The 23,831-nt window shown below is 59.9% G+C and carries 23 protein-coding genes; 14 read left to right on the top strand and 9 right to left on the bottom strand.

Features of this window, described 5'->3' with window-relative positions:
- Positions 1-328: 328 nt before the first annotated feature.
- Complete coding sequence (locus AACH39_RS07000) at positions 329-1,423, bottom strand: succinylglutamate desuccinylase/aspartoacylase family protein (RefSeq protein ID WP_215781619.1); 1,095 nt, start codon at positions 1,421-1,423, stop codon at positions 329-331.
- A gap of 409 nt (positions 1,424-1,832) precedes the next feature.
- On the opposite strand from AACH39_RS07000, the gene AACH39_RS06995 reads away from it, so the two are divergent.
- On the top strand, positions 1,833-2,714 hold the full coding sequence (locus AACH39_RS06995; protein WP_215781620.1) for a MurR/RpiR family transcriptional regulator: 882 nt from the start codon (positions 1,833-1,835) through the stop codon (positions 2,712-2,714).
- A 483-nt stretch (positions 2,715-3,197) separates the two neighbouring features.
- Here the strand turns inward: AACH39_RS06995 and AACH39_RS06990 are convergent, their stop codons facing one another.
- Positions 3,198-3,635 (bottom strand): CesT family type III secretion system chaperone, encoded by a 438-nt coding sequence (locus tag AACH39_RS06990; protein WP_338621181.1) that lies wholly within the window; start codon positions 3,633-3,635, stop codon positions 3,198-3,200.
- Positions 3,632-4,609, bottom strand: a complete 978-nt coding sequence (locus tag AACH39_RS06985) for a hypothetical protein (RefSeq protein ID WP_338621180.1) — start codon at positions 4,607-4,609, stop codon at positions 3,632-3,634. Before AACH39_RS06985 ends, AACH39_RS06990 begins: the two co-directional genes overlap by 4 nt.
- Before the next feature lie 181 nt (positions 4,610-4,790).
- Between AACH39_RS06985 and AACH39_RS06980 the strand changes: the two genes are divergently transcribed.
- Positions 4,791-6,065 carry an aminotransferase class I/II-fold pyridoxal phosphate-dependent enzyme gene (locus AACH39_RS06980; protein ID WP_215781627.1) on the top strand — a complete coding sequence of 425 codons (1,275 nt, stop codon included), beginning with the start codon at positions 4,791-4,793 and terminating at the stop codon, positions 6,063-6,065.
- Positions 6,066-6,131: 66 nt separating this feature from the next.
- Here AACH39_RS06980 and AACH39_RS06975 read toward each other — a convergent pair whose 3' ends face one another.
- The gene (locus tag AACH39_RS06975; protein WP_215781630.1) at positions 6,132-7,721 is read right to left on the bottom strand and encodes an ABC transporter substrate-binding protein; all 1,590 of its coding nucleotides are present in this window, start codon (positions 7,719-7,721) and stop codon (positions 6,132-6,134) included.
- Between the two features lie 172 nt (positions 7,722-7,893).
- On the opposite strand from AACH39_RS06975, the gene AACH39_RS06970 reads away from it, so the two are divergent.
- On the top strand, positions 7,894-8,274 hold the full coding sequence (locus AACH39_RS06970) for a sulfite exporter TauE/SafE family protein (protein ID WP_215781632.1): 381 nt from the start codon (positions 7,894-7,896) through the stop codon (positions 8,272-8,274).
- A gap of 161 nt (positions 8,275-8,435) precedes the next feature.
- On the top strand, positions 8,436-8,936 hold the full coding sequence (locus AACH39_RS06965) for a transposase (protein WP_215781634.1): 501 nt from the start codon (positions 8,436-8,438) through the stop codon (positions 8,934-8,936).
- Positions 8,937-9,275: 339 nt separating this feature from the next.
- Here the strand turns inward: AACH39_RS06965 and AACH39_RS06960 are convergent, their stop codons facing one another.
- From AACH39_RS06960 to AACH39_RS06940, 5 genes are all read right to left on the bottom strand, one after another.
- Positions 9,276-10,559 carry an HD-GYP domain-containing protein gene (locus AACH39_RS06960; protein ID WP_338621179.1) on the bottom strand — a complete coding sequence of 428 codons (1,284 nt, stop codon included), beginning with the start codon at positions 10,557-10,559 and terminating at the stop codon, positions 9,276-9,278.
- A gap of 149 nt (positions 10,560-10,708) precedes the next feature.
- A complete protein-coding gene (locus AACH39_RS06955) occupies positions 10,709-11,173 on the bottom strand; it encodes a plastocyanin/azurin family copper-binding protein (protein ID WP_215781638.1) in 465 nt (154 codons plus the stop codon).
- Between the two features lie 76 nt (positions 11,174-11,249).
- A complete protein-coding gene (locus AACH39_RS06950) occupies positions 11,250-11,723 on the bottom strand; it encodes a BLUF domain-containing protein (RefSeq protein ID WP_215781641.1) in 474 nt (157 codons plus the stop codon).
- A 113-nt stretch (positions 11,724-11,836) separates the two neighbouring features.
- On the bottom strand, positions 11,837-12,037 hold the full coding sequence (locus AACH39_RS06945) for a hypothetical protein (protein ID WP_338621178.1): 201 nt from the start codon (positions 12,035-12,037) through the stop codon (positions 11,837-11,839).
- 77 nt (positions 12,038-12,114) lie between these two features.
- The gene (locus tag AACH39_RS06940) at positions 12,115-12,594 is read right to left on the bottom strand and encodes a BLUF domain-containing protein (protein WP_215781646.1); all 480 of its coding nucleotides are present in this window, start codon (positions 12,592-12,594) and stop codon (positions 12,115-12,117) included.
- A gap of 122 nt (positions 12,595-12,716) precedes the next feature.
- Between AACH39_RS06940 and AACH39_RS06935 the strand changes: the two genes are divergently transcribed.
- From AACH39_RS06935 to AACH39_RS06890, 10 genes are all read left to right on the top strand, one after another.
- Positions 12,717-13,568, top strand: coding sequence for a DUF2520 domain-containing protein (locus AACH39_RS06935; protein ID WP_338621177.1), 852 nt, complete (start codon positions 12,717-12,719; stop codon positions 13,566-13,568).
- A gap of 1,661 nt (positions 13,569-15,229) precedes the next feature.
- Complete coding sequence (locus AACH39_RS06930; protein ID WP_215781650.1) at positions 15,230-15,481, top strand: hypothetical protein; 252 nt, start codon at positions 15,230-15,232, stop codon at positions 15,479-15,481.
- Positions 15,482-15,984: 503 nt separating this feature from the next.
- Positions 15,985-16,698 carry a response regulator transcription factor gene (locus AACH39_RS06925; RefSeq protein WP_338621176.1) on the top strand — a complete coding sequence of 238 codons (714 nt, stop codon included), beginning with the start codon at positions 15,985-15,987 and terminating at the stop codon, positions 16,696-16,698.
- 113 nt (positions 16,699-16,811) lie between these two features.
- The gene (locus AACH39_RS06920; protein ID WP_215781655.1) at positions 16,812-17,468 is read left to right on the top strand and encodes a hypothetical protein; all 657 of its coding nucleotides are present in this window, start codon (positions 16,812-16,814) and stop codon (positions 17,466-17,468) included.
- 22 nt (positions 17,469-17,490) lie between these two features.
- On the top strand, positions 17,491-18,153 hold the full coding sequence (locus tag AACH39_RS06915; RefSeq protein ID WP_215781657.1) for a DUF1120 domain-containing protein: 663 nt from the start codon (positions 17,491-17,493) through the stop codon (positions 18,151-18,153).
- A 21-nt stretch (positions 18,154-18,174) separates the two neighbouring features.
- Positions 18,175-18,831 carry a DUF1120 domain-containing protein gene (locus AACH39_RS06910; RefSeq protein ID WP_215781659.1) on the top strand — a complete coding sequence of 219 codons (657 nt, stop codon included), beginning with the start codon at positions 18,175-18,177 and terminating at the stop codon, positions 18,829-18,831.
- Positions 18,832-18,888: 57 nt separating this feature from the next.
- Positions 18,889-19,545 carry a DUF1120 domain-containing protein gene (locus AACH39_RS06905; RefSeq protein WP_215781671.1) on the top strand — a complete coding sequence of 219 codons (657 nt, stop codon included), beginning with the start codon at positions 18,889-18,891 and terminating at the stop codon, positions 19,543-19,545.
- A 362-nt stretch (positions 19,546-19,907) separates the two neighbouring features.
- Positions 19,908-20,660, top strand: coding sequence for a fimbria/pilus chaperone family protein (locus tag AACH39_RS06900; protein WP_338621175.1), 753 nt, complete (start codon positions 19,908-19,910; stop codon positions 20,658-20,660).
- 41 nt (positions 20,661-20,701) lie between these two features.
- Complete coding sequence (locus AACH39_RS06895; RefSeq protein ID WP_215781675.1) at positions 20,702-21,289, top strand: hypothetical protein; 588 nt, start codon at positions 20,702-20,704, stop codon at positions 21,287-21,289.
- A gap of 54 nt (positions 21,290-21,343) precedes the next feature.
- Positions 21,344-23,809: a fimbria/pilus outer membrane usher protein gene (locus AACH39_RS06890; RefSeq protein WP_338621174.1), complete on the top strand. Its 2,466-nt coding sequence runs from the start codon at positions 21,344-21,346 to the stop codon at positions 23,807-23,809.
- The last annotated feature ends 22 nt before the right edge of the window (positions 23,810-23,831 follow it).

Genomic DNA, 23,831 nt, shown 5'->3' with positions numbered 1-23,831 from the left:
CCCCGGCATCGTCAGATGCCGGGGGTTTTTCATGGGGCGCATTCACCGCGGACAATGCGCCACCGCATGTGGACGGCGCAATGAAAGATTGCGCCCTACGGACCACGTAGGGTGCATTCGCGTAGAGTGCATTCGCGTAGAGTGCATTCGCGTAGGGTGCATTCGCGTAGGGTGCATTCGCCGGAGGCAATGCACCGATGCAATGCACCGATGCAATGCGCCAACGCAATGCACCGATGCAATGCGCCAACGCAATGCGCCAATGCAATGCACCGATGCAATGCGCCAATGCAATGCACCGATGCAATGCGCCGATGCCATGCACCGATCAACAGCCCAATTTGCATTCGGCGGCGGGATTCTGCAGCAGCAGGCGCACCAGCAGCCCACCCGGCTCACGCAGCGGGTCGGTCCCTATTGAAAGCACGCGGCCATTCTCCGGCGCGAAGTAGGTCTTGAGCACCTTGCCGAAGGCATCACGTTGCACCGCGATTTTCTGCCCCTTCACCACATCCTGATTGAGCGCGACCAACACCTCGGCAAAACCGCCGACCTCTGCCCGCACCGACGTCATATCATTGCCGAAATAGGTCTTGGCTTCGCGAGAGGTCTTGCCCAGCTTGCCCGGCAGCATGTGATTGGCGACCAGCACATTCATCACGCCGATATAGCTTTTCTCGATCAGCGCCGTTTCATACAGCTTGGCCTGGCCGATTTCCATGGTAATGGCAGGAACCTTGTTCTCGTCGAAGGTGGTTTCCGCCGAGCCGGGCTCACCCGGATCCAGCTTGATCTGATCAGCAGGAATCAACTTGGCCATGTCGAACGATTGGGTGATCCGCGCATCGGTATACACAAACAAGGGATAGGCCGTGCCACGACTTTGCGTGTGCAAGTCGATGAACAAGTCGACGTTGCCGCCCCAGAGCTGATTCCACAGCAGCCAGATATGGCGTTTACCGGCGTCCTTGTGCTCCTTGCCCGGCCAGAGCCGATTGGGGTCGGTCATGTCGCCCCCATCGTTTTGCAACTGGAAGTTGCGATTATTGGCCAGCATGCCAGTCGGGTTGGCCCCGACGACCCCGATCACCACCCCCTTCAGCCTGGCCGGATCAATGGCATCAAACACCTTCTGCACCGTTCGCGTGCCATTCAGTTCATCACCATGCAAACCGGATTGCAGGCCCAGCCTGGGGCCGGGCTCGACACCCTTGGCGACCATGACCGGAACATACTGATGCTGTCCGATGGCATTTTCGACACCCTGAAACCAGAAATGCTGAACCGTGCCTGCAGGCAGGTCACTGACATCCAGCTTGCTGATGACGGGCACACCGTCAATCTTGTCCCCCGTGTACTGCGTGGCCGCGAAAACCCCGGCACTGGCCAAGGCCAGACATGTTGCCAAAATCGTGTGTCGCATATTCTTCTCCCTGATGGCGGGCACTGCAGATCAGTGCCCTGATTGCCGCCCTCAGTGTGCGGAGCCGGTCAGGCCGACAAGTTGATCTTTCGCAAACCGGACATGCCGGACATCGCGCCATTTTGGCTAGTTTTCTACTGATATGGCCGATTGATTGGCGAATTTTTATCGAAAGCCCGTCCTGCTCGTCAGAGAGAATCTTATATTGAATTGAAATTAAAATTTTCATTCAAATTAAGATGTGAAAATGAATTTTCATCAAAAAGCACAAAAGTGCAACATTTGTGCATCACCGCCGCCAATCGCCGGTATCAGATCCAGATCAAGACCACAGCAAGCGGCAGTGGCGGCAGACTTGTCCCGTATCCATGGCTGCTATATAAGGAACGAATCTCTCAGGAAAGTCGTCATGCCTACCCCAAGACCCGCTACCGCGATCTATCAGACCCCGGTCATCCAGCGGCTGGCCACCATTGCGCCGACGCTGCCCCCGGCGCTGAGCCGCGTAGCCGATTTCATTCTGCGCAACCCGCTCAAAGCCGCCACCATGACCATCGATGAGGTGGCCCGGGAGACCGCCACCTCGGCCGCAGCCGTCAACCGGCTGGCCAACGCGGCCGATCTCGGCGGCTTCAGTGGGCTGAAAGCGGCACTGCTGGAAACGCTGCAGGCTTTTGTCTCGCCGGTGGAAAAACTGCGCCAGCAAATCGGGGCCGATCAGCAAAGCCCCCTTGGCCTGACGGCGCTGCTGCAAACCGCGCGCGACGGCCTCCGACAAACCGCCGGACTGAATGACCAGCAAGCATTCGATGCGGCGGTCGATTGCTTGCTGCAGGCACGCAAAGTCTATGTGCTCGGATTTGGCAACAGTGTTTACCTGGCCGGCTATGCGGCCGCCAACCTGGTGCCCTACTGTGCCGATGCCCAGGTGATCAGCATGGAAGGCGGCAATGAAAATGCCGCCTATCGGCTGGCGACCATTGCCGAACAGGATGTCCTGCTGGCCATCTCGCTGCCGCGCTACTCGCTGGACACCGATCGCCTGGCCCGATTCGCCGCGAAACGCGGCGCACGCATTGTGGCCATCACCGACTCCCCCGCGGCCCCGCTACAAAGCGTGGCACACCACGTGCTGTATGCCGCTACCGAACACCCGGTGCTGATCAATGCCAACCTGGCAGCCTTTGGCCTGATCGAGGCATTGATCTCCGGCGTGATGCTGCGCAATCAGGATGCCGCGGCCTTGTCGGCGGAAATGGCCAACAGCGTGTTGCCTTATCTTTATGTTTGATGGGCGTCGTGGCGTGTCGATGTTGATGGCGTGTCGATAATGATGGCGTGTCGATAATGATGGCGCAATTGAAGATTGCGCCTTACGGACCACGTAGGGTGCATTCGCCGGAGGCAATGCACCGATGCAATGCGCCGATGCCATGCACCGATGCAATGCGCCGGTGCCATGCCGGATGATGGCGCAATTGAAGATTGCGCCTTACGGACCACGTACGGTGCATTCGCCGGGGGCAATGCACCGATGCCATGCGCCGGTGCCATACCGGATGGCGGCGCAATTGAAGATTGCGCCTTACGGACCACGTAGGGTGCATTCGCCGGAGGCAATGCACCGATGCAATGCGCCAATGCCATACCGGATGGCGGCGCAATTGCAGATTGCGCCCTACGGACCACGTAGGGTGCATTCGCGACGGCAATGCACCGATGCCATACCGGATGGCGGCGCAATTGAAGATTGCGCCTTACGGTTTGGTGCAAGTCACAGCATGCCGCCACGGATGGCACTGGTGCGTGGTGCGGTCGCTTTGCTGACCGGTGCGGGATAGGTGCGGGCCTGTTCGAGCACCTGCTGGAGGCTGGTTTCCAGCAGTTCGAACTGGGTAATCACATCGGTCATGCCGCTGCCGCCACCCAGCGGCTGGCGGCTCCACAACAGCCAGTTGCCGCTGCGGCGATCAAAGGCCACCGTCGGCCGCAGGGGCTCATGACTGAAATGGTTCAGCGCCAGCAACTGTCGCCCTTCCGGCAATGGTTGCTCGTCCAGCAAGACAAACATCAGCAGATAGTTGGCCGGCAGGGCACTGAGGAACACCTCGCCCTGCTCACGCGGTACGCTGACCATATCACCGTGCCGCGCGAGCCGGTTCAGTCCGAGATGCCGGGCCAGGTGCTGCAGGGCGTCATCGAAGGGCGTCATACCGCCGTGACCTTTGTTGGGAGCGGCTCGGCACGCGTTTCGGTCTGCGTTGCCTGCTGCCTGGTGGCTGGTTGCGAGTCCTTGCCGAGCAAGGGTTCCAGATTGCTTTTCAGGGCGATGTTGATGTTCATGTGTGCTTCAGGACTGTTGCTCAGATAGCCCCGCTCATCATGGTAGACCGGCCCATGTTGCCTGAGGTAAGTGGCAGAGCGCAGGTCATCATAGGCTTCCTTCAGGTGTCGTTTGTCTGTTTCGCTCAATGTCTCATAGTTCTTTTTCTGCTGTTCCCACAGATCGGCTCCCTTTTTGACAGTGAAGCGTCCCTCGCCATCATCGGTGACCAGCTGGTCGGAAGATAATTGCATCTTCTTCATGGCCTGTTTGCCATTCAGAATCTGATTGCAACGCTTGACATGCTCCCGCTGGTAAGGATCCATGGCGGGTCCGGCGGGCGATGCGGGCATGGTGGACGAAGCGGGCGCACTGCGCGTTGCAGGCTGGGGAGGCGGCGCTGCCGTCGTAGCCATGGCGCTCGATTGGGCGGCCAGCCACTGCGACAACTGTTCTATCAGCGCTTGCTGCGTCTTCACTTGCTGGTTGAGTTCATCAATCTTGCTATTCAGCTCACGGCGCAGTGACTCGTCTCCGCTGCCGGTTTCACCGGTGAGCAGGTACCAGCCGATCTTTTTCAGATCAGCGAGCAACCCGCTGTTTTTCCGGCTGGTGGCATCGTCTTCCTGCTTGTCCATGCCGGGCAGGGCCTGCAGGGCGACGCTCGGGTCTTTAAACAGGGAAGGGGTGCTGGCAGAACGGACCTGGCTGCCGGGCGCTGTCTGCTGGCGGGCCTGTTCCAGCATGTTTTGTGCCTTTTGACCCTGCGGGGTCATGGCCAGATCCAGCCCTTCGATGGTCGATGAATGGCTGGGCACAATGGGCATGACACCGTGAGCTCGGTGGGTAATTGAGTTGGGCATTTTGGCATCCTTTGCAGATGGGATGCGCGCAGCTTGCCGGGTCTGTCTGCCGGCTGCTTTGGCGTTTTGACGCCGTCTTATTGCCATTGGTTATGAAAGAAAAAGAAATTCATATTTTCTTTTCTATTTCTTTGGGTTAGCGTAAGGCAATACAACAACGTCATTGACAAGGGACTGAGCGATGAAACTGGAAACATTGGCAGTGCATGCCGGCTATTCACCCGACCCGACCACCCGCGCGGTGGCGGTCCCGCTGTACCAGACCACCTCGTATGCCTTCGACAGCACCCAGCACGGGGCCGATCTGTTCGATCTCAAGGTACAGGGCAATATCTACACCCGCATCATGAACCCGACCACCGACGTGCTGGAAAAACGACTGGCGGCGCTGGAGGGCGGGATCGGCGCACTGGCACTGGCCTCGGGCATGTCGGCCATTACCTATGCCATTCAGACCATCGCCGAAGCCGGTGACAACATCATCGCCACCAGCACCCTGTATGGCGGCACCTATAACCTGTTTGCCCACACCTTCCCGCAGTTCGGCATCGAGGTGCGTTTCGTCGACTACCGCGACCCGGCCGCCATCGAGCAACTCATCGACAGCCGCACCAAGGCGGTGTATGTCGAGTCGATCGGCAACCCGCTGGGCAATGTGGTCGACTTCGCCGCCTTCGCCAAGCATGCCCACGCGCACGGCGTGCCGCTGATTGTCGACAACACCGTGCCCAGCCCCTATCTGTGCCGGCCGTTCGAGCATGGCGCCGACATCGTGGTGCACTCGCTGACCAAATACATCGGCGGTCACGGCAACAGCATCGGCGGGGCGATCATCGACTCCGGCAAATTCCCCTGGGCCGAACACAAAGACCGCTTCCCGCGCCTGAACCAGCCGGACCCGTCCTACCACGGCGTGGTCTATACCGAAGCACTCGGGCCGGCGGCCTTCATCGGCCGTGCCCGCGTGGTGCCGCTGCGCAATACCGGCGCAGCGCTGTCGCCGTTCAATGCCTTCCTGATCCTGCAGGGCCTGGAAACCTTGCCGCTGCGCATGGACCGCATCAGCGAGAACACCCTGAAAGTGGCCGAGTTCCTGCAGGCACACCACCAGGTCGAGTGGGTGGAGTACGCCGGCCTGGCGGGCCATGCCTCGCGTCCGCTGGTGGACAAGTACCTCGGCGGACGCGCTTCGGGCATTCTGTCGTTCGGCATCAAGGGCGGCGTCGAGGCCGGTGGCCGTTTCATCGATGCCCTGCAACTGATCACCCGCCTGGTGAACATCGGTGACGCCAAGTCGCTGGCCTGCCACCCGGCCACCACCACCCACCGCCAGCTGTCGCCGGAAGAACAGATCAAGGCCGGTGTGCGCCCCGAGCTGGTGCGCCTGTCGATCGGTATCGAACACATCGACGACATCCTGGACGACATCAAGCAGGCCTTGTCCAAGGCGGGCTGACCCCTTCCGGCCAGCCAAAACAAAAACCCCGCGCGATGGCGGGGTTTTTGTTTGCCCGAAGGCGGCTTACTTCAGCGCAACATGCGAGAAATCCTGCCGTCCGAAGGGGCTGACACGGTAGCCACTGACATTGCGCGCCGCCATGGCATACAGCGTCGGGTGCGCCAGCGGCAGCCAGACCGCCTGGTCGTGGATGAGCTTCTGGGCGGCCAGGTACAGCTGGGTACGTTGCTTGAGATCCGCCGTGCGCTTGCCGTCGCTGATCAGCTTGTCCAGTTTGGCATCGCAGAAACGGGCGAAGTTGGTGCCCGACTTGACGGCGGCACAACCGAATTGCGGCGTCAGGAAGTTGTCCGGGTCGCCGTTGTCGCCCGCCCAGCCCATGAACAGGATCTCATGCTCACCGGCCTTGCCGCGGCGGATCAGCTCGCCCCAGTCAATCACCTGCACCTTGGCGCGGATGCCAACCCGGGCCAGGTCGGCTTGCAGCAATTCCGCGCCGGCACGTGGATTAGGGTTGAGCATGCTGCCGGTCGGACGCACCCAGACCGTGGTGTCAAAGCCATTCGGATAGCCCGCCTGAGCCAGCAGCTTTTTGGCCGCGGCCACATCATGCGGCCAGGCCTTGATGTTGCGGGCATAGCCCCAGGTGCTGGGCGGGTAGGGCAGCACGGCCTCGGTAGCCGTACCGTCAAACACGGCACTCAGATAACTGGCATGATCGAAGGCCAGGTTGACGGCGCGCCGCACCAGCACATTGTCGAACGGTTTCTTCTGGCTGTTCATGGCCACAAAGGCGGTCATGAAGGCCGGGGAGGACAGCACTTGCAGACTGGTATTGCCGCGCGCGCTCAACACGTCCTGCGGTGTCGGCGACAGCGCGATCTGGCATTCCCCAGCCTTGAGCTTTTGCAGCCGCACCGAAGGACTCGGCGTGATGGAAAAAATCAGCTGACCCACCTTGGGCTTGCTGCCGAAGTAGCCCGGATTGGCGCTGTAGCGCACCACACTGTCCTTCAGATAGCTGCGGAACACAAAGGGGCCGGTACCGATCGGCTTGCTGTTGAGCTCCTGCGGCTTGCCGGCGGCCATCAGCTGATTGGCGTACTCGGCGGAATAGATCGAGGCAAAGCCCATGGTCAGGGTCGACAGGAAAGTCGACTCCGGACGACTGAGAATGAACTCCACCGTATGGTTGTCAATGGCGTGCACCGCCTGAATCAGCGACGGCAGCTGCAGCGAGGTGGCATGCGGGAAGGTGCCGGGGGAGATCTTGTACCAGGGATTGCCCGGGTTGAGCATGCGCTCGAAGGTAAACACCACGTCATCGGCACTCAGCTTGCGGCTGGGCTTGAAATAGTCGGTGCTGTGGAAATTGACATCCTGGCGCAGGGTAAAGGTATAAGCACGGCCATCCGGACTGACGCGCCAGCTGCTGGCCAGCGAGGGGACAACCTTGCCGCTGTCCGGGTCATACTCAACCAGCCGGTTCATCAGCGGGTCGGCCGAGGCATTGGTGGTGACCAGCGCGTTGTACTGCACGACGTCGAATCCGTCCGGATTGGACTCGGTGCAGACCGTCAGGGTATTCGCCGCCCAACTGCTGGTGGCAGCGCAGGTAGCAAGCAATAACAAACCTTGATGCAGTGGACGCATGTCTTGTTCTCCGACAGCTAGATGCCCGATGGGCTAACCGGCAGAGTATAAGTTCTTTGATCCGCAGGCGCCAAAACAACATTCTATATGCATAGATATTGGCTGGAATAACAGTCCTTTTGCATGGAGTAAATGGAATATACTTATTCTGTAAGGTTATTTGGGTGCGTGTATGACTTCGACTGTCGAGTGGGGCGTGTTGCTGGCCATTGGCCTGGCCGCCGGTGTGTCATCCGGTGTGTTCGGCATTGGCGGCGGCATTCTGATCGTGCCGGCGCTGGTGTTCTTGCTGAAATTTCCCATGCCGCGAGCCATCGGCACCAGCCTGGCCGTGCTGCTGCCACCCGTCGGGGCGGCGGCCGTCTGGTCATACTACCGGGCCTCGATGGTCGATCTGCGGGCGGCTGCCGTACTGGCCCTGATGCTGTTCATCGGCGCCTGGTTCGGCGCACAGCTGGTACAACGCATGGATGGCACCCTGTTAAAAGCCGTATTCGGCCTGTTCCTCATCGCCATCGGGCTCTACACCATTTACACCGCACGCGGCGCGTAGCCCGCATTCCCGTAGGGCGCATTCCCGTAGGGTGCATTCCCGTAGGGTGCATTCGCCGGAGGCAATGCACCGATGCAATGCACCGATGCAACGTACCGATGCAATGCACCAATCTGCCGCGCCGAGGTGCATTGTCGTGTTCCGCACGGCAAGCTGGCCGCATGAACTATCGACGAAACTGGCTGCCTGGCGGGACGTATTTCTTCACCGTCAATCTGTGGAAAAGACGATCGGCCCCCTTGCTGACCGACCATATCGCTGACCTGCGCCTGGCAGTCAGGACAGTGCGCCAGGCGCACCCATTTCATATTCATGGCTGGGTGGTGTTGCCTGACCACTTGCACTGTGTCCTTGAGCTACCGCCAGGGGACCATGATTACGCCTTGCGCTGGCGCCTGATCAAACTGATTTTTTCCCGTGGTATCGCCAAAGGCGAGCTGCGCTCTCTATCCCGGCAAAGGCGTGGAGAACGGGGGATCTGGCAACGGCGATACTGGGAACACACCATCCGCGATCAGGCGGACATGGACGCGCATCTGGATTACCTGCACTTCAACCCGGTCAAACATGGTCTGGTCAATCGGGTGAGGGATTGGCCTTACTCCACTTTCCATCGCGAAGTCAGCCTGGGGCGCTATCCCGCCGATTGGGGGAGGGAATGAGGATGGCGCAGCGATGATGATGGCGCAGCGATGATGATGGCGCAGCGATGATGGTGGCGCAATTAAAGATTGCGCCCTACGGACCACGTAGGGTGCATTCGCCGACGGCAATGCGCCGATGCAATGCGCCAATGCAACGCACCAATGCCATATCGGATGATGGCGCAATTAAAGATTGCGCCCTACGGACCACGTGGGGTGCATTTGCCGATGCAATGCGCCGATGCCATACCGGATGGTGGCGCAATTAAAGATTGCGCCCTACGGACCACGTAGGGTGCATTCGCCGGAGGCAATGCACCGATGCAACGCACCGATGCAACGCACCAATACAACCCCCTACCGGTGAGGGCGGAAGTACTGCTGAATCACGTTGCTGATGTGTCGCTTGAGCGTGGCGGTATCGGCCTGGTGGTAGCGGGCATGCAGGGCCGGTGCCAGGGCGAGAAACACGTCGAGCAGCTGAGGGTCGAAATGGCTGCCGCGTTCTGCCTGCATCATCGCCAATACTTGTGGCAGGGGGAACGCCGCCTTATAGGGGCGGTGCACGCTCAGCGCATCGAAGACATCCACGATGGCGAACAGGCGCGCGGTCAGCGGGATGGCCTCGCCGCGCAAGCCCTGCGGATAGCCACTGCCGTCATAACGTTCGTGGTGACCGGCCACCACATCTCTGGCCTGCGCCAGCCAATCCACCTCACTGATAATTTGCAGGCCGATGGCAACATGTTGCTGCATCTGGCTGAACTCCTCCGCATCCAGCTTGCCCGGCTTGAGCAGGATGTGATCCGGAATGCCAATCTTGCCGACATCATGCAGAAAAGCGCCGGTCATCAGCGTGATGATCTCGCGCGGCGGAAGTGGCAGGGCTTCTGCCAGCGCCACGGCATACAGGGTGACCCGATAGTTGTGACTGTCGGTATCGGCATCGCGCTGGGCAATGGCGCTGCCGAGTACACGCAACAGCTCCCCATTGCTGGACAGCAGATGCTGACTGAGCCGCAGCGCATCACGGTTGAGCGACAGGATGACCGGGTAGATGGCCAGGGTGCTGATGGCAATGACCAGCAGGACACCGATGAGGGTATCGCGCAGGCGGTGAGCGATGGCCTGTGCCGTCTGAGGCGGCACACGGTAGATGCCCTGCAACCAGCCTTGCCGCTGACCACGCGCATCGTGCAGCGGCACCAGAGACTGGACATAGATGCGGTCGCCCTGGCGCAGCGCTTGCTGACGGGACTGGCCATCGTCGGGAAATGCCGCCGGCAGGGACGCATGGCCGATGGGTTCGCGCCAGCACTCCGCCAGCGCCTGCCCGCGGACATCGAACAGGCGCATGCCGACAAAGGCCGTGCGCGGCAACAGTTGATCCAGTCGGGCCTGCTGCTGCGCCGCAGGCAGGCGCCAGAAATCACTGCCATTGGACTGGCGGAATTGCTGAACGGCATCGGCAGACAGATTCAGCACCAGATGGTCAATCTGGGCAGACTCCAGTTGCCAGACCACCAGCCCGGCCACCAGAGACAGCAACAACCAGACTGGCAGCAGCCGTCGCAGCAGGGCACGATGCAGGGCCAGTTGCCGGGGGTAGAGCAGGTCATCCAGGTAGCGGAAGGTTGGCACGAACGCTCCTCTGGCAAGTCATGACAACAGTTTAACCTTTTGTCATGGATGCCAGAAGCGCAGTGAAAAGGACGGGGTCAGGTCTTGTATTTTGCATGCAGCATGCAAAATACAAGACCTGACCCCGTCCTTGCTCGTCCTTTGGTGTTTCAGGGGATGTGGATGGTTTGTTTCATGCCGGCTTCGGCATGGCCGGGGAGGTTGCAGGCGAACACGATGTCATGGCTTTTCAGTTTGCTGAACGACCAGGTCAGGGATTTGGTTTCGCCCGGATTCAGGCTGATGACGTTTGGCTCGTCATGCATCATGTCCGGCATGGCGCGCATTTCGGCAGCATGTTGTTTTTGTGCGGCGGGGTCGGCGATGCCGAATTCATGCCTGGCCTTGCCATGGTTGGTGACGATGAAACGCACCACATCGCCCTGACGAATATCCCGCTGGCTGAAGCGCAGCTGCATTTGATCATTGGCCTCGACGCGGATGGTGCGGGTGGCCTGGGCCGCTTTGGCCGGGTGGCCGAAGTCGGTCTGGCCGGCGGGGTGCGCCAGGGCCAGCGGGGCGGTACACAGCAGCGTGCTCAGCAGCAGGACGCGCGGGGAGGTCAGCAGGGGCATGGCAATCTCCTGGGGGTATGATGTGGAGCCATTCTAGATGTGCCATGTATGGCGGACAACCCCCGGGGGGTATATTTCAGAATCCGCGTGTGCGCTGCATGATGGTGGGTTTCTGGCTGGAGGGAAAACGCACGCGCCATTTGCCATCGATGAATTCCCGAATGACGCGCAGGGTGCGCAGGGCACAGGGGTCGGCCGGGTCGATCTGCTCAATTTCCATCATGGACACATCCCCGGGCAGCGGGTCGTTCGGCGTTTCATCACACTTGACCAGACCGAGGCTCCAGCCGGTGAAGATCGGAGTCTCGATTTCCTGACGTGCCAGCAACAGCAGTTTATAGCGGCTGGTGTCCTGAAAGACCTGGCGGTAGTAGCGGTCGACGTCCTCCTCCGGCCCCTCGATGACCTGCAGGAACTCCTGCCCCATCAGGACCAGGACACCCGTGATGCCATCACGCTGGTTACGGCGGCGGCTGTCGGCCAGGAAGGCCGCCAGGCGCTGGGGATCGGGTTCGGTGGCGACCGAGCCACTGTAAATCAGACGAATCACTGCATGAGTCTTCTTTATGTCAGGTGGGTCAATACATCTTTTTACATCGTTGTCACATGAAATGCAAAATGCATTTTATATGCGCGTATCTGACAAATTTCATGACTTCTGATTCAAGACTTGTTTGTAGATTCTCCGGGTGGCAGCCACGGCTTGCACAGCAAGGCCAGCGCGATTTGCAACAGGCTGGCAATGAGGCAGCTCATCACTCTCAGGGCCATATCCTGACCGTTGCGTTCATCGGCCCAGGCGAACAACACACAGATCAGAAAGGTGGCCAGGGAGAAAACCGGCAGGCGGGTATGGCGCAGCATGAGCAAAGAGGACCGTCAGGGTGATGCTGCGATGTTGGCGCAAAGGGGGCGCCTGGCCTCTCGGACAAAGCTGAAACTCAGAACACCTTGCGCTGGCGCCGCAGCACGATGGGCTGGTCGTTGTCGATCTGGTTGCGGTGCCATTGGCCGCGAATGAATTCGCGCATGGTCTTCAGTGTGTCGCGCTGATCGGCATCGGCGCCCTCGGCTTTTTGCAGCATCAGATAGGCCGCGTGCTCGCGCGGGTCGGGTTCGGTGCCGAACGGCGGGGGCTGGATCAGACCGAGATGCCAGTCGGGAAACAGCGGCCGCACATTCTCCTGGCGCGAGACCAGCACCAGACCATAGCGATGGCTGCTCTGGCTGAGCTGGTCATACATCTGATCCACCGTCTCCTGCGGCCCCTCGATCACCTGCATAAAGTCGCGCTGCATCAGGATCATGGCGCCGTGAATGCCATGGCGCCGGTTGCGCGACTGACTGTCGCTGACAAAGGCGCGCAGTTGCGGTGCGCTGGGCAGAATGGGCAGGGAGCCACTGAAGATGAGACGAATCACGGCATAGTCTTTTCGGCAAAGGGGTGAGTTCCCCTTGGTTTATACATAATCCAATAACTATTGAAAAGTCCTATTAAATCCACCTTGGTTATAATGACTGCCTGAATCAACAAGGGGGCAGCATGCAAACCACTCTGGCGATATTTGGCGCCGGTCGGCTGGGGCAAAGTTGGGGACGTCTGGCGCAGCTCAGCGGACAATACCGCATCGGCAGCGTGTGCTGTCGCAGCCTGGCCGCCGCGCAGCGTGCGGTGGATTTCATCGGCGCCGGCACCCCCTGCACCCTGGCGCAGCTGCCGCCGCTGGCCCAGCTCAACTTGCTGGCCTGCGCGGATGACACCCTGCCCGCGCTGGCGACCCAGATGGCAACGTTGCCCAGGCCGGACATGGCCGTGGCCTTTCATGCCAGCGGCGTGCTGGAACCGACGGTGTTGACCGCACTGGCCGACAGCGGGCTGGCCGTCGGCAGTCTGCACCCGGCGTTTTCCTTTGCCGATCCAAGCCGGGCCGTCACGTCCTTTGCCGGTACCCTGTGCGCGCTGCAGGGCGAGGCGGGCGCCGACGCCGCCTTGCGTGCCTTTGCCGCCGCCATCGGCGGCCAGGCGTTTGACCTGCCGCCGGGCGCCAAGGCGGCCTACCATGCCAGCCTGTCGATCGCCTCCAATTATCTGGTCACGCTGACCGGGCTGGCACGCTCGGTGGCCGAACAGGCCGGGCTGCCCCCGGCGCTGGCCGGACAGTTGCTGGCACCGCTGATGCACCAGTCGCTGGACAATGCCTTGCAACTGGGGGCGCAGCAGGCCCTGACCGGCCCCATCATGCGCGGCGATGTGGCGACAGTCGCCGCCCATCTGCAGGCCCTGGCAGAGAGCCCGGATTCGCTCACCCTGTATAAAGCACTGGGCCATGCCACCTTGCCCCTGACACGCCTGCCCGCCGACCGGCTGGCGGCATTGCACACGCTGCTGGCTTAGACCGATCCCCCATTCATCCCGCGAGACCAACGCCCAACCGTGTGGTGCATTCGCCGAAGGCAATGCACCAATTGGACGGCGCACGCGAGACCTACGCCCAACCGCGTGGTGCATTCGCCGAAGGCAATGCACCAATTGGACGGCTCCCGCGAGACCAACGCCAACCGTAGGGTGCATTCGCCGAAGGCAATGCACCAATTGGACGGCGCACGCGAGACCTACGCCCAACCGCGTGGTGCATTCGCCGAAGGCAATGCACCAATTGGACGGTCACCCATGGCTGTGCGGGCGGGGTTTTGAGGGAGGACGTCACCCGTCAATAAACCATGCCGTCCGTATATCACCTATCCCGACGGCATTTTGGTTACATGGGTTACAGATGTAACCAGAAAATATCTTTATATTTCAACGATGTAACCAATGTAACCAATGTAACCACGATTTTGAGAGATATTGATAAGTAGTAGTTGGTGCATAAGGTGCTTATATATATGTTTTTCTTACAGATAAATATATATATACCCCTTACTATTTACTTACCTATCCCCCTATCTCTATTTCTCTCTCAAAAACGTGGTTACATTGGTTACATGGGTTACATCGCTGTTTTTAAAGCATAAGTTCGGGTTACATTCGGGTTACATTTCCCCTGTGCTGGTTACATCACGTTTCTCCGACCGGATTTGCCATGCGTTGTGGTGATGGACGGCGCGCGAAGGACGGCGCACGAAGGACGGCGCACGAAGGACGGCGCGCGAAGGACGGCGCACGAAGGACGGCGCACTTGAAGAGTGCGCCCTACGTAGGGTGCATTCGCCAACGGCAATGCGCCCATTGACGGCCCCGCGAGACCAACGCCCAACGTAGGGTGCATTCGCCGAAGGCAATGCACCAATTGGACGGCACACGAAGGACCAACGCCACAACCGTGTGGTGCATTCGCCGAAGGCAATGCACCAATTGGACGGCACACGAAGAACCAACGCCACAACCGTGTGGTGCATTCGCCGAAGGCAATGCACCAATTGGACGGCACACGAAGGACCAACGCCACAACCGTGTGGTGCATTCGCCGAAGGCAATGCACCAATTGGACGGCACACGAAGGACCAACGCCCAACCGTGTGGTGCATTCGCCGAAGGCAATGCACCAATTGGACGGCACACGAAGGAGCAACGCCCAACCGTGTGGTGCATTCGCCGAAGGCAATGCACCAATTGGACGGCACACGAAGAACCAACGCCCAACCGTGTGGTGCTTTCGCCGAAGGCAATGCACCAATTGGACGGCACACGAAGGACCAACGCCACAACCGTGTGGTGCATTCGCCGAAGGCAATGCACCAATTGGACGGCACACGGTGCCCATTGACCGCCCCCGCGAGACCAACGCCCAACCGTGTGGTGCATTCGCGTAGGGTGCATTCGCGTAGGGTGCATTCGCCGAAGGCAATGCGCCAATGCAATGCGCCGATGCAATGCGCCGATGCAATGCGCCGATGCAATGCGCCACAAAAGGATGACCGCGCTGACTTGCATGGCTGTCATCGCTTTCGCTAGGGTATGTGGCGCGGCATGGTGCCGCTGAAACGGGCGCGGGCCCGAGGGTGTGCGACCACCCCCGAGCCCGCTGACCAAACCAACTCGTCCAAGGAGTCAGTATGGCTGCCAAGTATGGTAATTCACCCCTGTCCCACTTCACAAATCACCGTCCTCATCCGTCCTTGCTGGCGCTGGTGGCACAGCTGTGCCCGCCGCGCACCGCGCTGCCTGAGCCCGGGCTGTGCCGGCTGATCGTTGACAGCCGGCTCGACTGGTCGCTGGCCCAGGCCGATGGCCGAAGCTGGCTGTATTTGCCGCGCGCGGTGCCGATGCGGCAGCTGGCGGGTTGTACGGTGTTGCTGGCGGAGTAGGCATTCACTTTGGAGGCCGGGGGGCGCAAGCCCTCCGGGGGGTGTGGGCTCACCAGAAAGGCGCAATGGGTCGATGACAATGCGCCGATTATCTTTTCACGGGCCGCATGCCAGCCCCCCTTTCCTGCCTCCCGGCGCGAACGCGCCGCGCACGCCGCCACCGCTTCGCCGTCCCTATCTTCGCGCGACGGTCATCCCCGCGGCGTTGCGGATTGATCTGACTGTGGCGTGACGTTCGGTTGCCAGACCATTGCCATCAGATTTTGGGTTGTCGCCGTGCAAGCGTATGACAGGGGGCCCCTGACCCGCCTGAGCGACGAGCGGCTGGCGGGCGGTGCCATGTTGATGGCCCCCCTGAATAGCTTGCCGCATGGCGACGCGGTCCAAAGTCGTCCAGCGTAACTTTTTTCTGTCAGAGAAGTTCTGTTTAGGACTCGTCTGACAGTTCGCCTGATCGCCCCCCCTTACCATTCATTCCATCTGAAACGGAATGAGTTTTCCTGATGTGCTCTCCTTCGCCTTCCAGTGCTGTGGTACCGGCTCGTTTGTTGAATGGTCGCAAGTTGCGCGTGGCGCTGCTGGACGATCACCCGGTGGTGCTGGAGGGGCTGCGCTTCATGCTGTCGGCCCGACAGGACATGCAGCTGGTGGCCGCCTGTCAGACCCCGGCCGAGTTGTCGGCGGTACTGAAGGCTGAGGCTTGTGATGTGCTGGTGTGTGATTTTCATTTGCCGCAGGCCGAGACAGATGGGGCTCGGTTGTTGTCGCGTTTGCGGCGTGATTATCCCGATTTGCTGCTGGTGGTTTGCAGCGGTGATCGTTCGGCGGCGGCCGTGAATGCCTCTTGCCAGGCGGGCGCCAATGGATTTTGGGGCAAGCAGCAGTCGCTGGATGGGATGCCGGCTTTCTTTCATGCCTTGCAGCAGAATCGTCGCCAGTTCTTGTTGGCCCAGGACGGGCACTGGCAATGCCTGCCGGCCCCGCTTGCGGGCGGTGAGTTGTCGCCGGCCGAGCAAGAAGTGCTGCGCCTGCTGGCCCATGGCCTGTCAGTCGTGCAGGTGGCCGAGCGGCTGCATCGCAGCAAGCAGACCGTCAGCACGCACAAGCATAACGCGATGCGCAAGTTGCAGCTGGGTGACGAATTGAGCCTGGCGCTGTATTTGCGCGAACAGTATTCCCGCAGTTGGTCTCGTACCAGTACGAATCCACCGCGGTAATCGTGGTGTCTGGCCGGGGGCGCTTACGCTAAGACGCCTTGCCGTCCTATACCACGGCAATTCAGGTCACCCGCTGCGGGTGATGAGTTTGATCTAACGAAAAGGAAGAAACCATGAAGTTGGCCTCGAAAATGAGTGTCCTGCTGGCAGGTGTTCTGGCCAGCGGCGCCGTGTTCGCAGCGCAAACTGCGAACGTGACGGTTGGCGCTACGCTGAAGACCGGCACCTGCGGTGTCGCGATTGCCGATGGCGGCACCTTCACCGTGCCGGACATCCAATATAGTGCACTGGCACAGAACGCCGTGACGGCGCAGACGCCGATCACCAAGGCGCTGACCGTGACCTGCGATACCGGCGTGAGCTCCAAAGTGGGTCTGTATGTGACTGACAACAAGGCGGCCAACCTGCCTGCCAGCGCACCGACCGGCTCGCTGGGCCTGGGTCTGAACGGCACCAACAAGATCGGCAGCTACATCCTGCAACTGGCTAACCCCAAGGTGGAAGGTGCCGCCGGTGCCATCACCGCCAGTACCACTGGCGGAGCCAACTTTATCAATGCTGGTGCGGGCACCGTGGCTCTGCTGCCGTCGGTGGCGCAGGAAAATGTGCTGGCGTTTACCACCGGGACGGACGACGATCCGGTGGCCGCTAACTCGTTCAGTGCCGATCTGATCATGACCGCCACCATCCTCAGCAAGACCGATCTGGGCACGGCGACCAGCGATCTGAACCTGGATGGTTCGTCGACGCTGACGCTGATGTTCCCGTAACGCGAGCAGGAGAAATTATTTCATGAAACTGAATCTGATCTGCGCCCTGCTGGCGCTGGGTGTCGGGGTTGCAGCCCATGCCGATGAATTCAAGATTAACGGAACGGTCAAGACCGGTTCCTGCACGCCGACTTTTGAAAATGGTGGCAATTTTTCGATTGGCCGGGTCTCGACTGCCGCGCTGACTGGCACCGATGTGTCGAACGGCTATACCTATACCACTCTGTCTGAGGTTTCTCATACGTTGAGTCTCCATTGTGGCTCCGCAGCCAAGGTCGGGCTGAATTTTGCGGACACCAAGGCTTCAAGTCAGATCTTTACCAGCAAGGCTGAGTTTGGTCTGGGTATGGATGGCACCACCAAGATTGGCGCCTATGAAATTATTCCTATTAACTCCGCCAATGTGAAAGTGACGATCGGCGGTGTCCCCAAATCTGCTGTATGGACCGCGAGTACCGACAGTGGTGTTACCTGGGGACGGCCGCGTTCCGGCATGATGGTCTTTGGGGAGGCCTCCGAGTACTGGGGCATTGTCGATTCGGTTGCTCCGGATTGGAACCCGTCGTCGACGACAGACATGGTGTTTGATCTGAAGGTGAAACCCTATATCAACAATGCGGTTGCCACGCTGGGGCACGATATCAATCTGAATGGTCAGGCAACGATCAGCCTGCATTATTTCTGATCGGACTCTCAGGATAGGAAGATGAACATGAATTTGAGCAAAAGGTTAGTTCTGCTGGCGCTGGGACTCAGTGCCAGTGGTCTGGTGATGGCTGCCGCTTCTTCGCCGATCGCCGTGGATGGTGTTATCCGCGTCGGTGCGTGTACGCCGACCCTGCAAAACGGTGGCACCTTTAATTTTGGCAATATTTATCTCAATAACGGCACAGGCAATCTTGCGCCCTCTCCGATTACCCAGTCGGTAGATGTGACATGCCCGGCGCCGCAGAAAGTGATGTTTAAGCTCGTTGATAACAAGGCAGCTTCGCGTACCGATACCAGCACCTACTCCTGGGGGCTGGGGAAGGACTCGGCCAACAATAATATCGGTTACTACGAAATTAAACTGATTGAAGCGAACTCGAAAATTGATGATCCGGGTGTTGCTGCCAAGTATATCTATACCACCAATGCTGGTACCAGCTGGGCTGACGATGGTAGTTCGGATCGTATCGGTAACTTCACGACAACCAACGAGCAGTTCAGCATGAAAAAGGCGAGCACGACCTCGGCAACGCAGGATGCTTCGACCAAATTCCACATGCAGTTCCGTGTTGAGCCGCATATCCCTTCCAGCTATGCGCCGACCGGCGACGAGAGTCTGGACGGCAGTGCGACGATTACCCTGACTTATTCCTGATGGCGGCAAGCTGCCTGGAAGACTCGCATGATCTTCATGCATGAGAAAGGATAAATAATGAATGTAGCAAACAAAGCGGTGCTGTGCCTGCTGAGCCTGGCGTGTGCTTCGGCCTGGGCTAGTTCGGCGCCGACGACCACTACTCTGAACGTGGTTGGCGCGGTGATTCCGAATACTTGTGATATCAGCATTGCTGATGGCGGTGCCTATACCTTCGGTGACATTACCCCGGGGATGCTGGACCAGACCAATGCCACCACCCTGACCGCGCAGAGCAAGACCATGACGATTCAGTGTGGCACGGGGCAGAATGCCTCCGTGGCGGTGAGTGTGGCCGATAACTCGACTGCCCTGTTGCCGGCAGGGTCCGATGCGACGCAGTTCGGTCTGGGTAATGGTTCCTCCAGCTATGGCAGCTATACGCTGACACTGAAAACCCCGAAGATCGACAATGTGGACCAGTCGTTTCTGACGACGACCAATGGGGGTACTGCCTGGACAAATGCGGGTTCCACTCCGGTGGCTATGACGCGATCTACCGGCGCCAACCGTGTTGGTTTCGTCTCCGGGACCGGCACCACCCTGACTGCGGGCAATGTGTTTACTGCCCAGCTGGAAGTGGCGCCGACCATCCTGAGCCTGACGGATCTTGGCGGTATCACCTCGGATGTCACGTTGTCGGGCTCGGCCACGGTCACCCTGTACTTCATGTAAGTGTTTGTGATGTCTGTACGCCCTGCGCGGTTTGCCCGCGCCGGGCGTTTTTTATGGCTGGGGGATGGCGCAGTTGCGCTGGTGCCCTTGTTGATTGCGCCCTGCCTGATACCCGGGCTCGTACTGGTACGAATCTGGCCCTTCTGTGCCTTCGTCTGTGTACCGCGGGTTACAGTCGGTCTGGATGTGTTTTGCCTGTCTGCCTCGCCGAATGGCCAGTTCCGGCCTGATTCATGATCAATTCTGACGGATTTTCCTTAGGAATAGGAATGCTCTGATGTCTGCTGAGCGGGCCGACTTCTAATATGACGATATCTCCTGCGCCGCAGGAATTTTCACAACAGTTTATGACGAGGTTGACAATGAAAAAAGTATCTCTGCTGAGCGCGCTGGTCTGGCTGGCCAGTGCTTCGATGGCCCAGGCAACCGGCATGGTGCCGGACAGTTCGGTGGTGCTGGTGAATGTGGCCGATGGCGAAGGCACCATCACGGTGAAGAACACCGATGACCGCCCGCGCCTGCTGTATACCTCGATGTATGACCTGCCGGAAGACAACGCTCATCTGCTGGTGGTGACCCCGCCGGTGGCCCGGGTGGAAGCCGGCCAGTCGCAGCTGGTGCGCTTCATTGTTGACAGCAAGGAACCGATTACCACCGAGCGCATGAAGCGCGTGGTGTTTGAAGGGATTCCGGAAGCGGAAAAGGGCAAGAACCAGGTGAGCATTACGCTGCGTCAGGATTTGCCGGTGGTGATTCACCCGGCCAACCTGCCGCGCAAGAACGACCCGTGGACCTTGCTGCAGTGGACGCGCGATGGCGACAAGCTGGTGGTGACCAACCCGAGCCCGTATGTGGTACGCATGACCCAGCTGCTGCAGTTGCTGCCGGGCAAGCAGACGCTGGATTTGCCCAAGCCCTATGTGCTGCCGGGGGCGACGCTGACCATTGATGCCAGCAAGGTCAAGGACGCGCTGGGCAGTACCACCCAGCTGCGTATTTCGCCGGCCAGCCTGTATGGCTATGCGGTGGACTCCTATGATGCGCCGCTGTTGAGCAAGCCCGCCGCCGTTGCCCCGGCTGCCTCTGCTCCTGCCGCTGTACAAAAAGCCGGCTGAGTTTGTCGGGTTCGGATCGGTGGTTGTGAGGGAGGTTTGCCATGCGCTTGTTGCAACCGAGGGTGGTGCTGTGCGGGCTGGTCTTGCTGACGGGGGTGGCCCAGGCCGCGGTGATGTCCGGCGATTGTACTTTGCGTTTGTCCGGCGGGGTGCAGGATTTCGGCGCGTTGTCAGCCAGCCAGCTGGAAAACACCCGGCTGAAGGGCTTTCGCTCGCCGGGTCGGCGGCAGAGTACGGTGTGGTTGCAGTGCCCGACGGCGGATGAGGTGGAGCTGCGGCTGAGCGGGCCCAATAACGGGCGCTTCTTTGCCTATGGGCCAAATGGTCGCTTGCTGGTGCTGCTGCAGTCGGCAGAGAGCGAGGGGCGCCCGCTGGGCGTGACGCGTCTCGGCAGTGTCGATGACGACCGGCCAAGACCGGTACGCCAGGCGATGGCGCTGTTGCCCGGGCAGGGCATTCGCCTGGCCACCGGCGGCAAGCCGGTTGAGTTGCAGCTCTTGCTGCAGCCGATGCTGCCGGAGGCGGATGCTCACCCCAAACAGCGTATGGCGTTTTCGACCGATCTGCAGTTCTTGCTGCAGCCAGTAACGACCTTGCCGGATGCCGGCAGTGTTGCCCCTGTCCATTAACGGATGATGTGAAGGAGTCTGGTGTTGTTGCGATCTAAACGGCCTGAGTCTGCATTGACTGCCCAAGCCTGTCTGCTGGTGACGTTGCTGGGGTATGGGCCCCATGCCAGCGCTGACAGTGCGGTGGTGCAGCCTGTTGCATCAGCGCCGGTGGGCCAACCCCAGGCGGCGGCAGGTTCGGCGAAACCGGCCGAGCCCGCTGCCCCGGCTGCGACCAATTTTGATGTGGACATGCTCAAGCAGCGCGGGCTGGACCCGGCGCTGGCCAAGTATTTTCAGCAGGCGCCGCGTTTCCCGGCTGGCGTGACTCAGGTGTCGCTGAAGCTGAATGATGTGCTGCGCGGCTCGATTTCGGCGCGCTTCGATGACCAGGGCAATTTGTGTGTGGACCGTTCGTTTTTGCAGCGAGCCGGTCTGGTGGTGCCAAAGGCACTGGATTCGGACAAGCCGGTGGCCGGGTGCCATGATTATCGTCAGGATTACCCGCAGACGGTGATTCGTCTGCTGCCGGGCAGTGCCTCGGTGGAGATGTATGTGCCGGATGAGGCCGTGGTGCATGGCGATACCTCCGGGGTGAATGTCACTTCAGGCGGTACAGCAGCTTTGCTGAATTACTCGCTGTTTTCCATGCATAGTTCTTCCGGAACGCAGACCCAGGGCAATACGCAAATGGGCTTCAATCTGGCTGACTGGATTTTTCGCAGTAACCAGACGTTTACCTCGGGTGACAAGGGGACGCACTGGAACAGCCTGGTTGGCTATGCGCAGAAAACCCTGACCGCCGAGAAGTCGGTGATGCAGATCGGCTCGATTGCGCCTCAGGGCACGATTCCGCTGTCTACGCTGTATGGGGTGCAGTTTTATCCGGAAGCGGCGCTGAGCAAGCGCAATGGCAGTGGTGCCTTTGTGCAGGGGATTGCCCATTCACAGGCCAAGGTGGAGGTGAGCCAGAACGGTTCGCTGATCTATTCAACCCTGGTCTCACCGGGGCCGTTTACGCTCGATAATTTGCCGATTCTCAATGGCAATAGCGATTTGAGTGTCAAGGTGACGGAGAGTGGTGGCGAGGTGACCAGCTTTACCGTGCCGCCAGCGCTGTATCTGCCGGCGCAGCTGGCGCCCACGGTCGGGTTTTCTGCCGCGCTGGGCAAGGTGCAGGGCAATGATGGCGGCCGTGATGCCCCCTGGGTCTTGTCGGCCAGCAATGGCTGGGCGCTGGGGCGCAAGGCGGTGCTGGAGGCAGGGTCGCTGCTGTCGTCGTCTTACCAGGCGGCGTCGTCTACGCTGCATCTGGCCCCCAGTGAGCAGGTGTCGAGTACGTTTTCTCTGATTGGTTCGCATGCCAAACAGGGCGGCAATGGGGCCAGCCTGCAGAGTAGCGTCAGTGTGCGGGCATCGGACAAATTTTCTTTGTCGATGTCGGCGGCGCGTCAGACTGCCAATTATCAGGAGTTGAGCGATACCCTGGGGAATTTGCAGGAGGATGATCCGAGCACGCGGACCAAGGCGAGCTATACCGCCTCGCTGGGTTTCAATGACGAGCGCTGGGGGGCGTATAACTTTGGCTATAGCACCAGTCAGAGCTTTGCAGGAAAGCGAAATTCACATTTGTTTGGCTCATGGGGTGTCTCTTTCAAGACCTGGTCGGCATCGCTCAGTTATGATCATTTGATTGGCAGTAATGATGGCCAGACGCCGCGTGATCAGTTGTATTTGAATGTGATCGTGCCGACCGATCTCGGGACGGTGAGCGCTTATGGCAATAATAATCGCGGTGGTGATGTGGCGGGGCTGCGCTTTAATGGCAAGGGCAGTGACCGTTTCGGCTATGGGGTGAGTGCCGAGCAGGATCTGCAGGGGCATACCACCAGCTGGTCGGCCGACAGCTATCTGACCACGACCTATACCCATCTGGGGGCGCATTATTCGCAATCAGGCTCGGGCCAGGCGACGTCGTCCTGGGATATGTCGGGCGCGGCGGTGGCCAGTGCGGATGGCGTGACACTTTCACCCTATCAGGTGCGTGATACCTTTGGCATTGTGCAGGTAGGCGATGTCAGCGGCGTGAAGGTGGATACCCCTTCCGGTCCGGTGTGGACGGATTATCGCGGGCGGGCGGTGATTGCTGATATGCCGGCCTATAGTGAGTCGCGCATTGAGCTGGAGACCAAGACCCTGCCGCGCAATGTGGATATCAATAATGGTGTCGAGCGTCTGAAAGCCGGGCATGGTTCGGTCAATCAGGTGAAGTTTGATGTGGCGCGCACCCGGCGCATTCTGTTTCATATCACCATGCCGGATGGTTCGCCGGCGCAGAAGGGCGCGGCGGTGATGAATGCCAAGGGCGATTATGTCGCTACCGTGGCCAGCATGGGGATTGCCATGGTGAGTGATCCGCCGGCGGACGGGGGGCTGGCGATTGCGGTCAATGATGTGAAGCAGTGTTCGCTGAAGTATGAGTTACCGGCGGCCAGTACGGAAAAGTTCTATGAATCGATTGATGCCACTTGCGTGAAGTGAGCGGGGTATCGGCATGATGCAG

It is taken from the genome of Paludibacterium flexuosum, from assembly GCF_037076605.1.
Classification (GTDB): domain Bacteria; phylum Pseudomonadota; class Gammaproteobacteria; order Burkholderiales; family Chromobacteriaceae; genus Paludibacterium.
This window is presented reverse-complemented; position numbering and strand designations above follow the sequence as displayed.

Excerpts from the sequence above, each read along its gene's own strand:
- AACH39_RS06980 (WP_215781627.1), top strand. The coding sequence starts at position 4,791 with ATGAAACTGGAAACATTGGCAGTGCATGCCGGCTATTCACCCGACCCG.
- AACH39_RS06930 (WP_215781650.1), top strand. The coding sequence starts at position 15,230 with ATGGCTGCCAAGTATGGTAATTCACCCCTGTCCCACTTCACAAATCAC.
- AACH39_RS06925 (WP_338621176.1), top strand. The coding sequence starts at position 15,985 with ATGTGCTCTCCTTCGCCTTCCAGTGCTGTGGTACCGGCTCGTTTGTTG.
- AACH39_RS06895 (WP_215781675.1), top strand. The coding sequence starts at position 20,702 with ATGCGCTTGTTGCAACCGAGGGTGGTGCTGTGCGGGCTGGTCTTGCTG.
- AACH39_RS06920 (WP_215781655.1), top strand. The coding sequence starts at position 16,812 with ATGAAGTTGGCCTCGAAAATGAGTGTCCTGCTGGCAGGTGTTCTGGCC.
- AACH39_RS06965 (WP_215781634.1), top strand. The coding sequence starts at position 8,436 with ATGAACTATCGACGAAACTGGCTGCCTGGCGGGACGTATTTCTTCACC.
- AACH39_RS06955 (WP_215781638.1), bottom strand. The coding sequence starts at position 11,173 with ATGCCCCTGCTGACCTCCCCGCGCGTCCTGCTGCTGAGCACGCTGCTG.
- AACH39_RS07000 (WP_215781619.1), bottom strand. The coding sequence starts at position 1,423 with ATGCGACACACGATTTTGGCAACATGTCTGGCCTTGGCCAGTGCCGGG.
- AACH39_RS06990 (WP_338621181.1), bottom strand. The coding sequence starts at position 3,635 with ATGACGCCCTTCGATGACGCCCTGCAGCACCTGGCCCGGCATCTCGGA.
- AACH39_RS06910 (WP_215781659.1), top strand. The coding sequence starts at position 18,175 with ATGAACATGAATTTGAGCAAAAGGTTAGTTCTGCTGGCGCTGGGACTC.
- AACH39_RS06995 (WP_215781620.1), top strand. The coding sequence starts at position 1,833 with ATGCCTACCCCAAGACCCGCTACCGCGATCTATCAGACCCCGGTCATC.
- AACH39_RS06975 (WP_215781630.1), bottom strand. The coding sequence starts at position 7,721 with ATGCGTCCACTGCATCAAGGTTTGTTATTGCTTGCTACCTGCGCTGCC.
- AACH39_RS06985 (WP_338621180.1), bottom strand. The coding sequence starts at position 4,609 with ATGCCCAACTCAATTACCCACCGAGCTCACGGTGTCATGCCCATTGTG.
- AACH39_RS06935 (WP_338621177.1), top strand. The coding sequence starts at position 12,717 with ATGCAAACCACTCTGGCGATATTTGGCGCCGGTCGGCTGGGGCAAAGT.
- AACH39_RS06945 (WP_338621178.1), bottom strand. The coding sequence starts at position 12,037 with ATGCTGCGCCATACCCGCCTGCCGGTTTTCTCCCTGGCCACCTTTCTG.
- AACH39_RS06900 (WP_338621175.1), top strand. The coding sequence starts at position 19,908 with ATGAAAAAAGTATCTCTGCTGAGCGCGCTGGTCTGGCTGGCCAGTGCT.
- AACH39_RS06905 (WP_215781671.1), top strand. The coding sequence starts at position 18,889 with ATGAATGTAGCAAACAAAGCGGTGCTGTGCCTGCTGAGCCTGGCGTGT.
- AACH39_RS06970 (WP_215781632.1), top strand. The coding sequence starts at position 7,894 with ATGACTTCGACTGTCGAGTGGGGCGTGTTGCTGGCCATTGGCCTGGCC.
- AACH39_RS06915 (WP_215781657.1), top strand. The coding sequence starts at position 17,491 with ATGAAACTGAATCTGATCTGCGCCCTGCTGGCGCTGGGTGTCGGGGTT.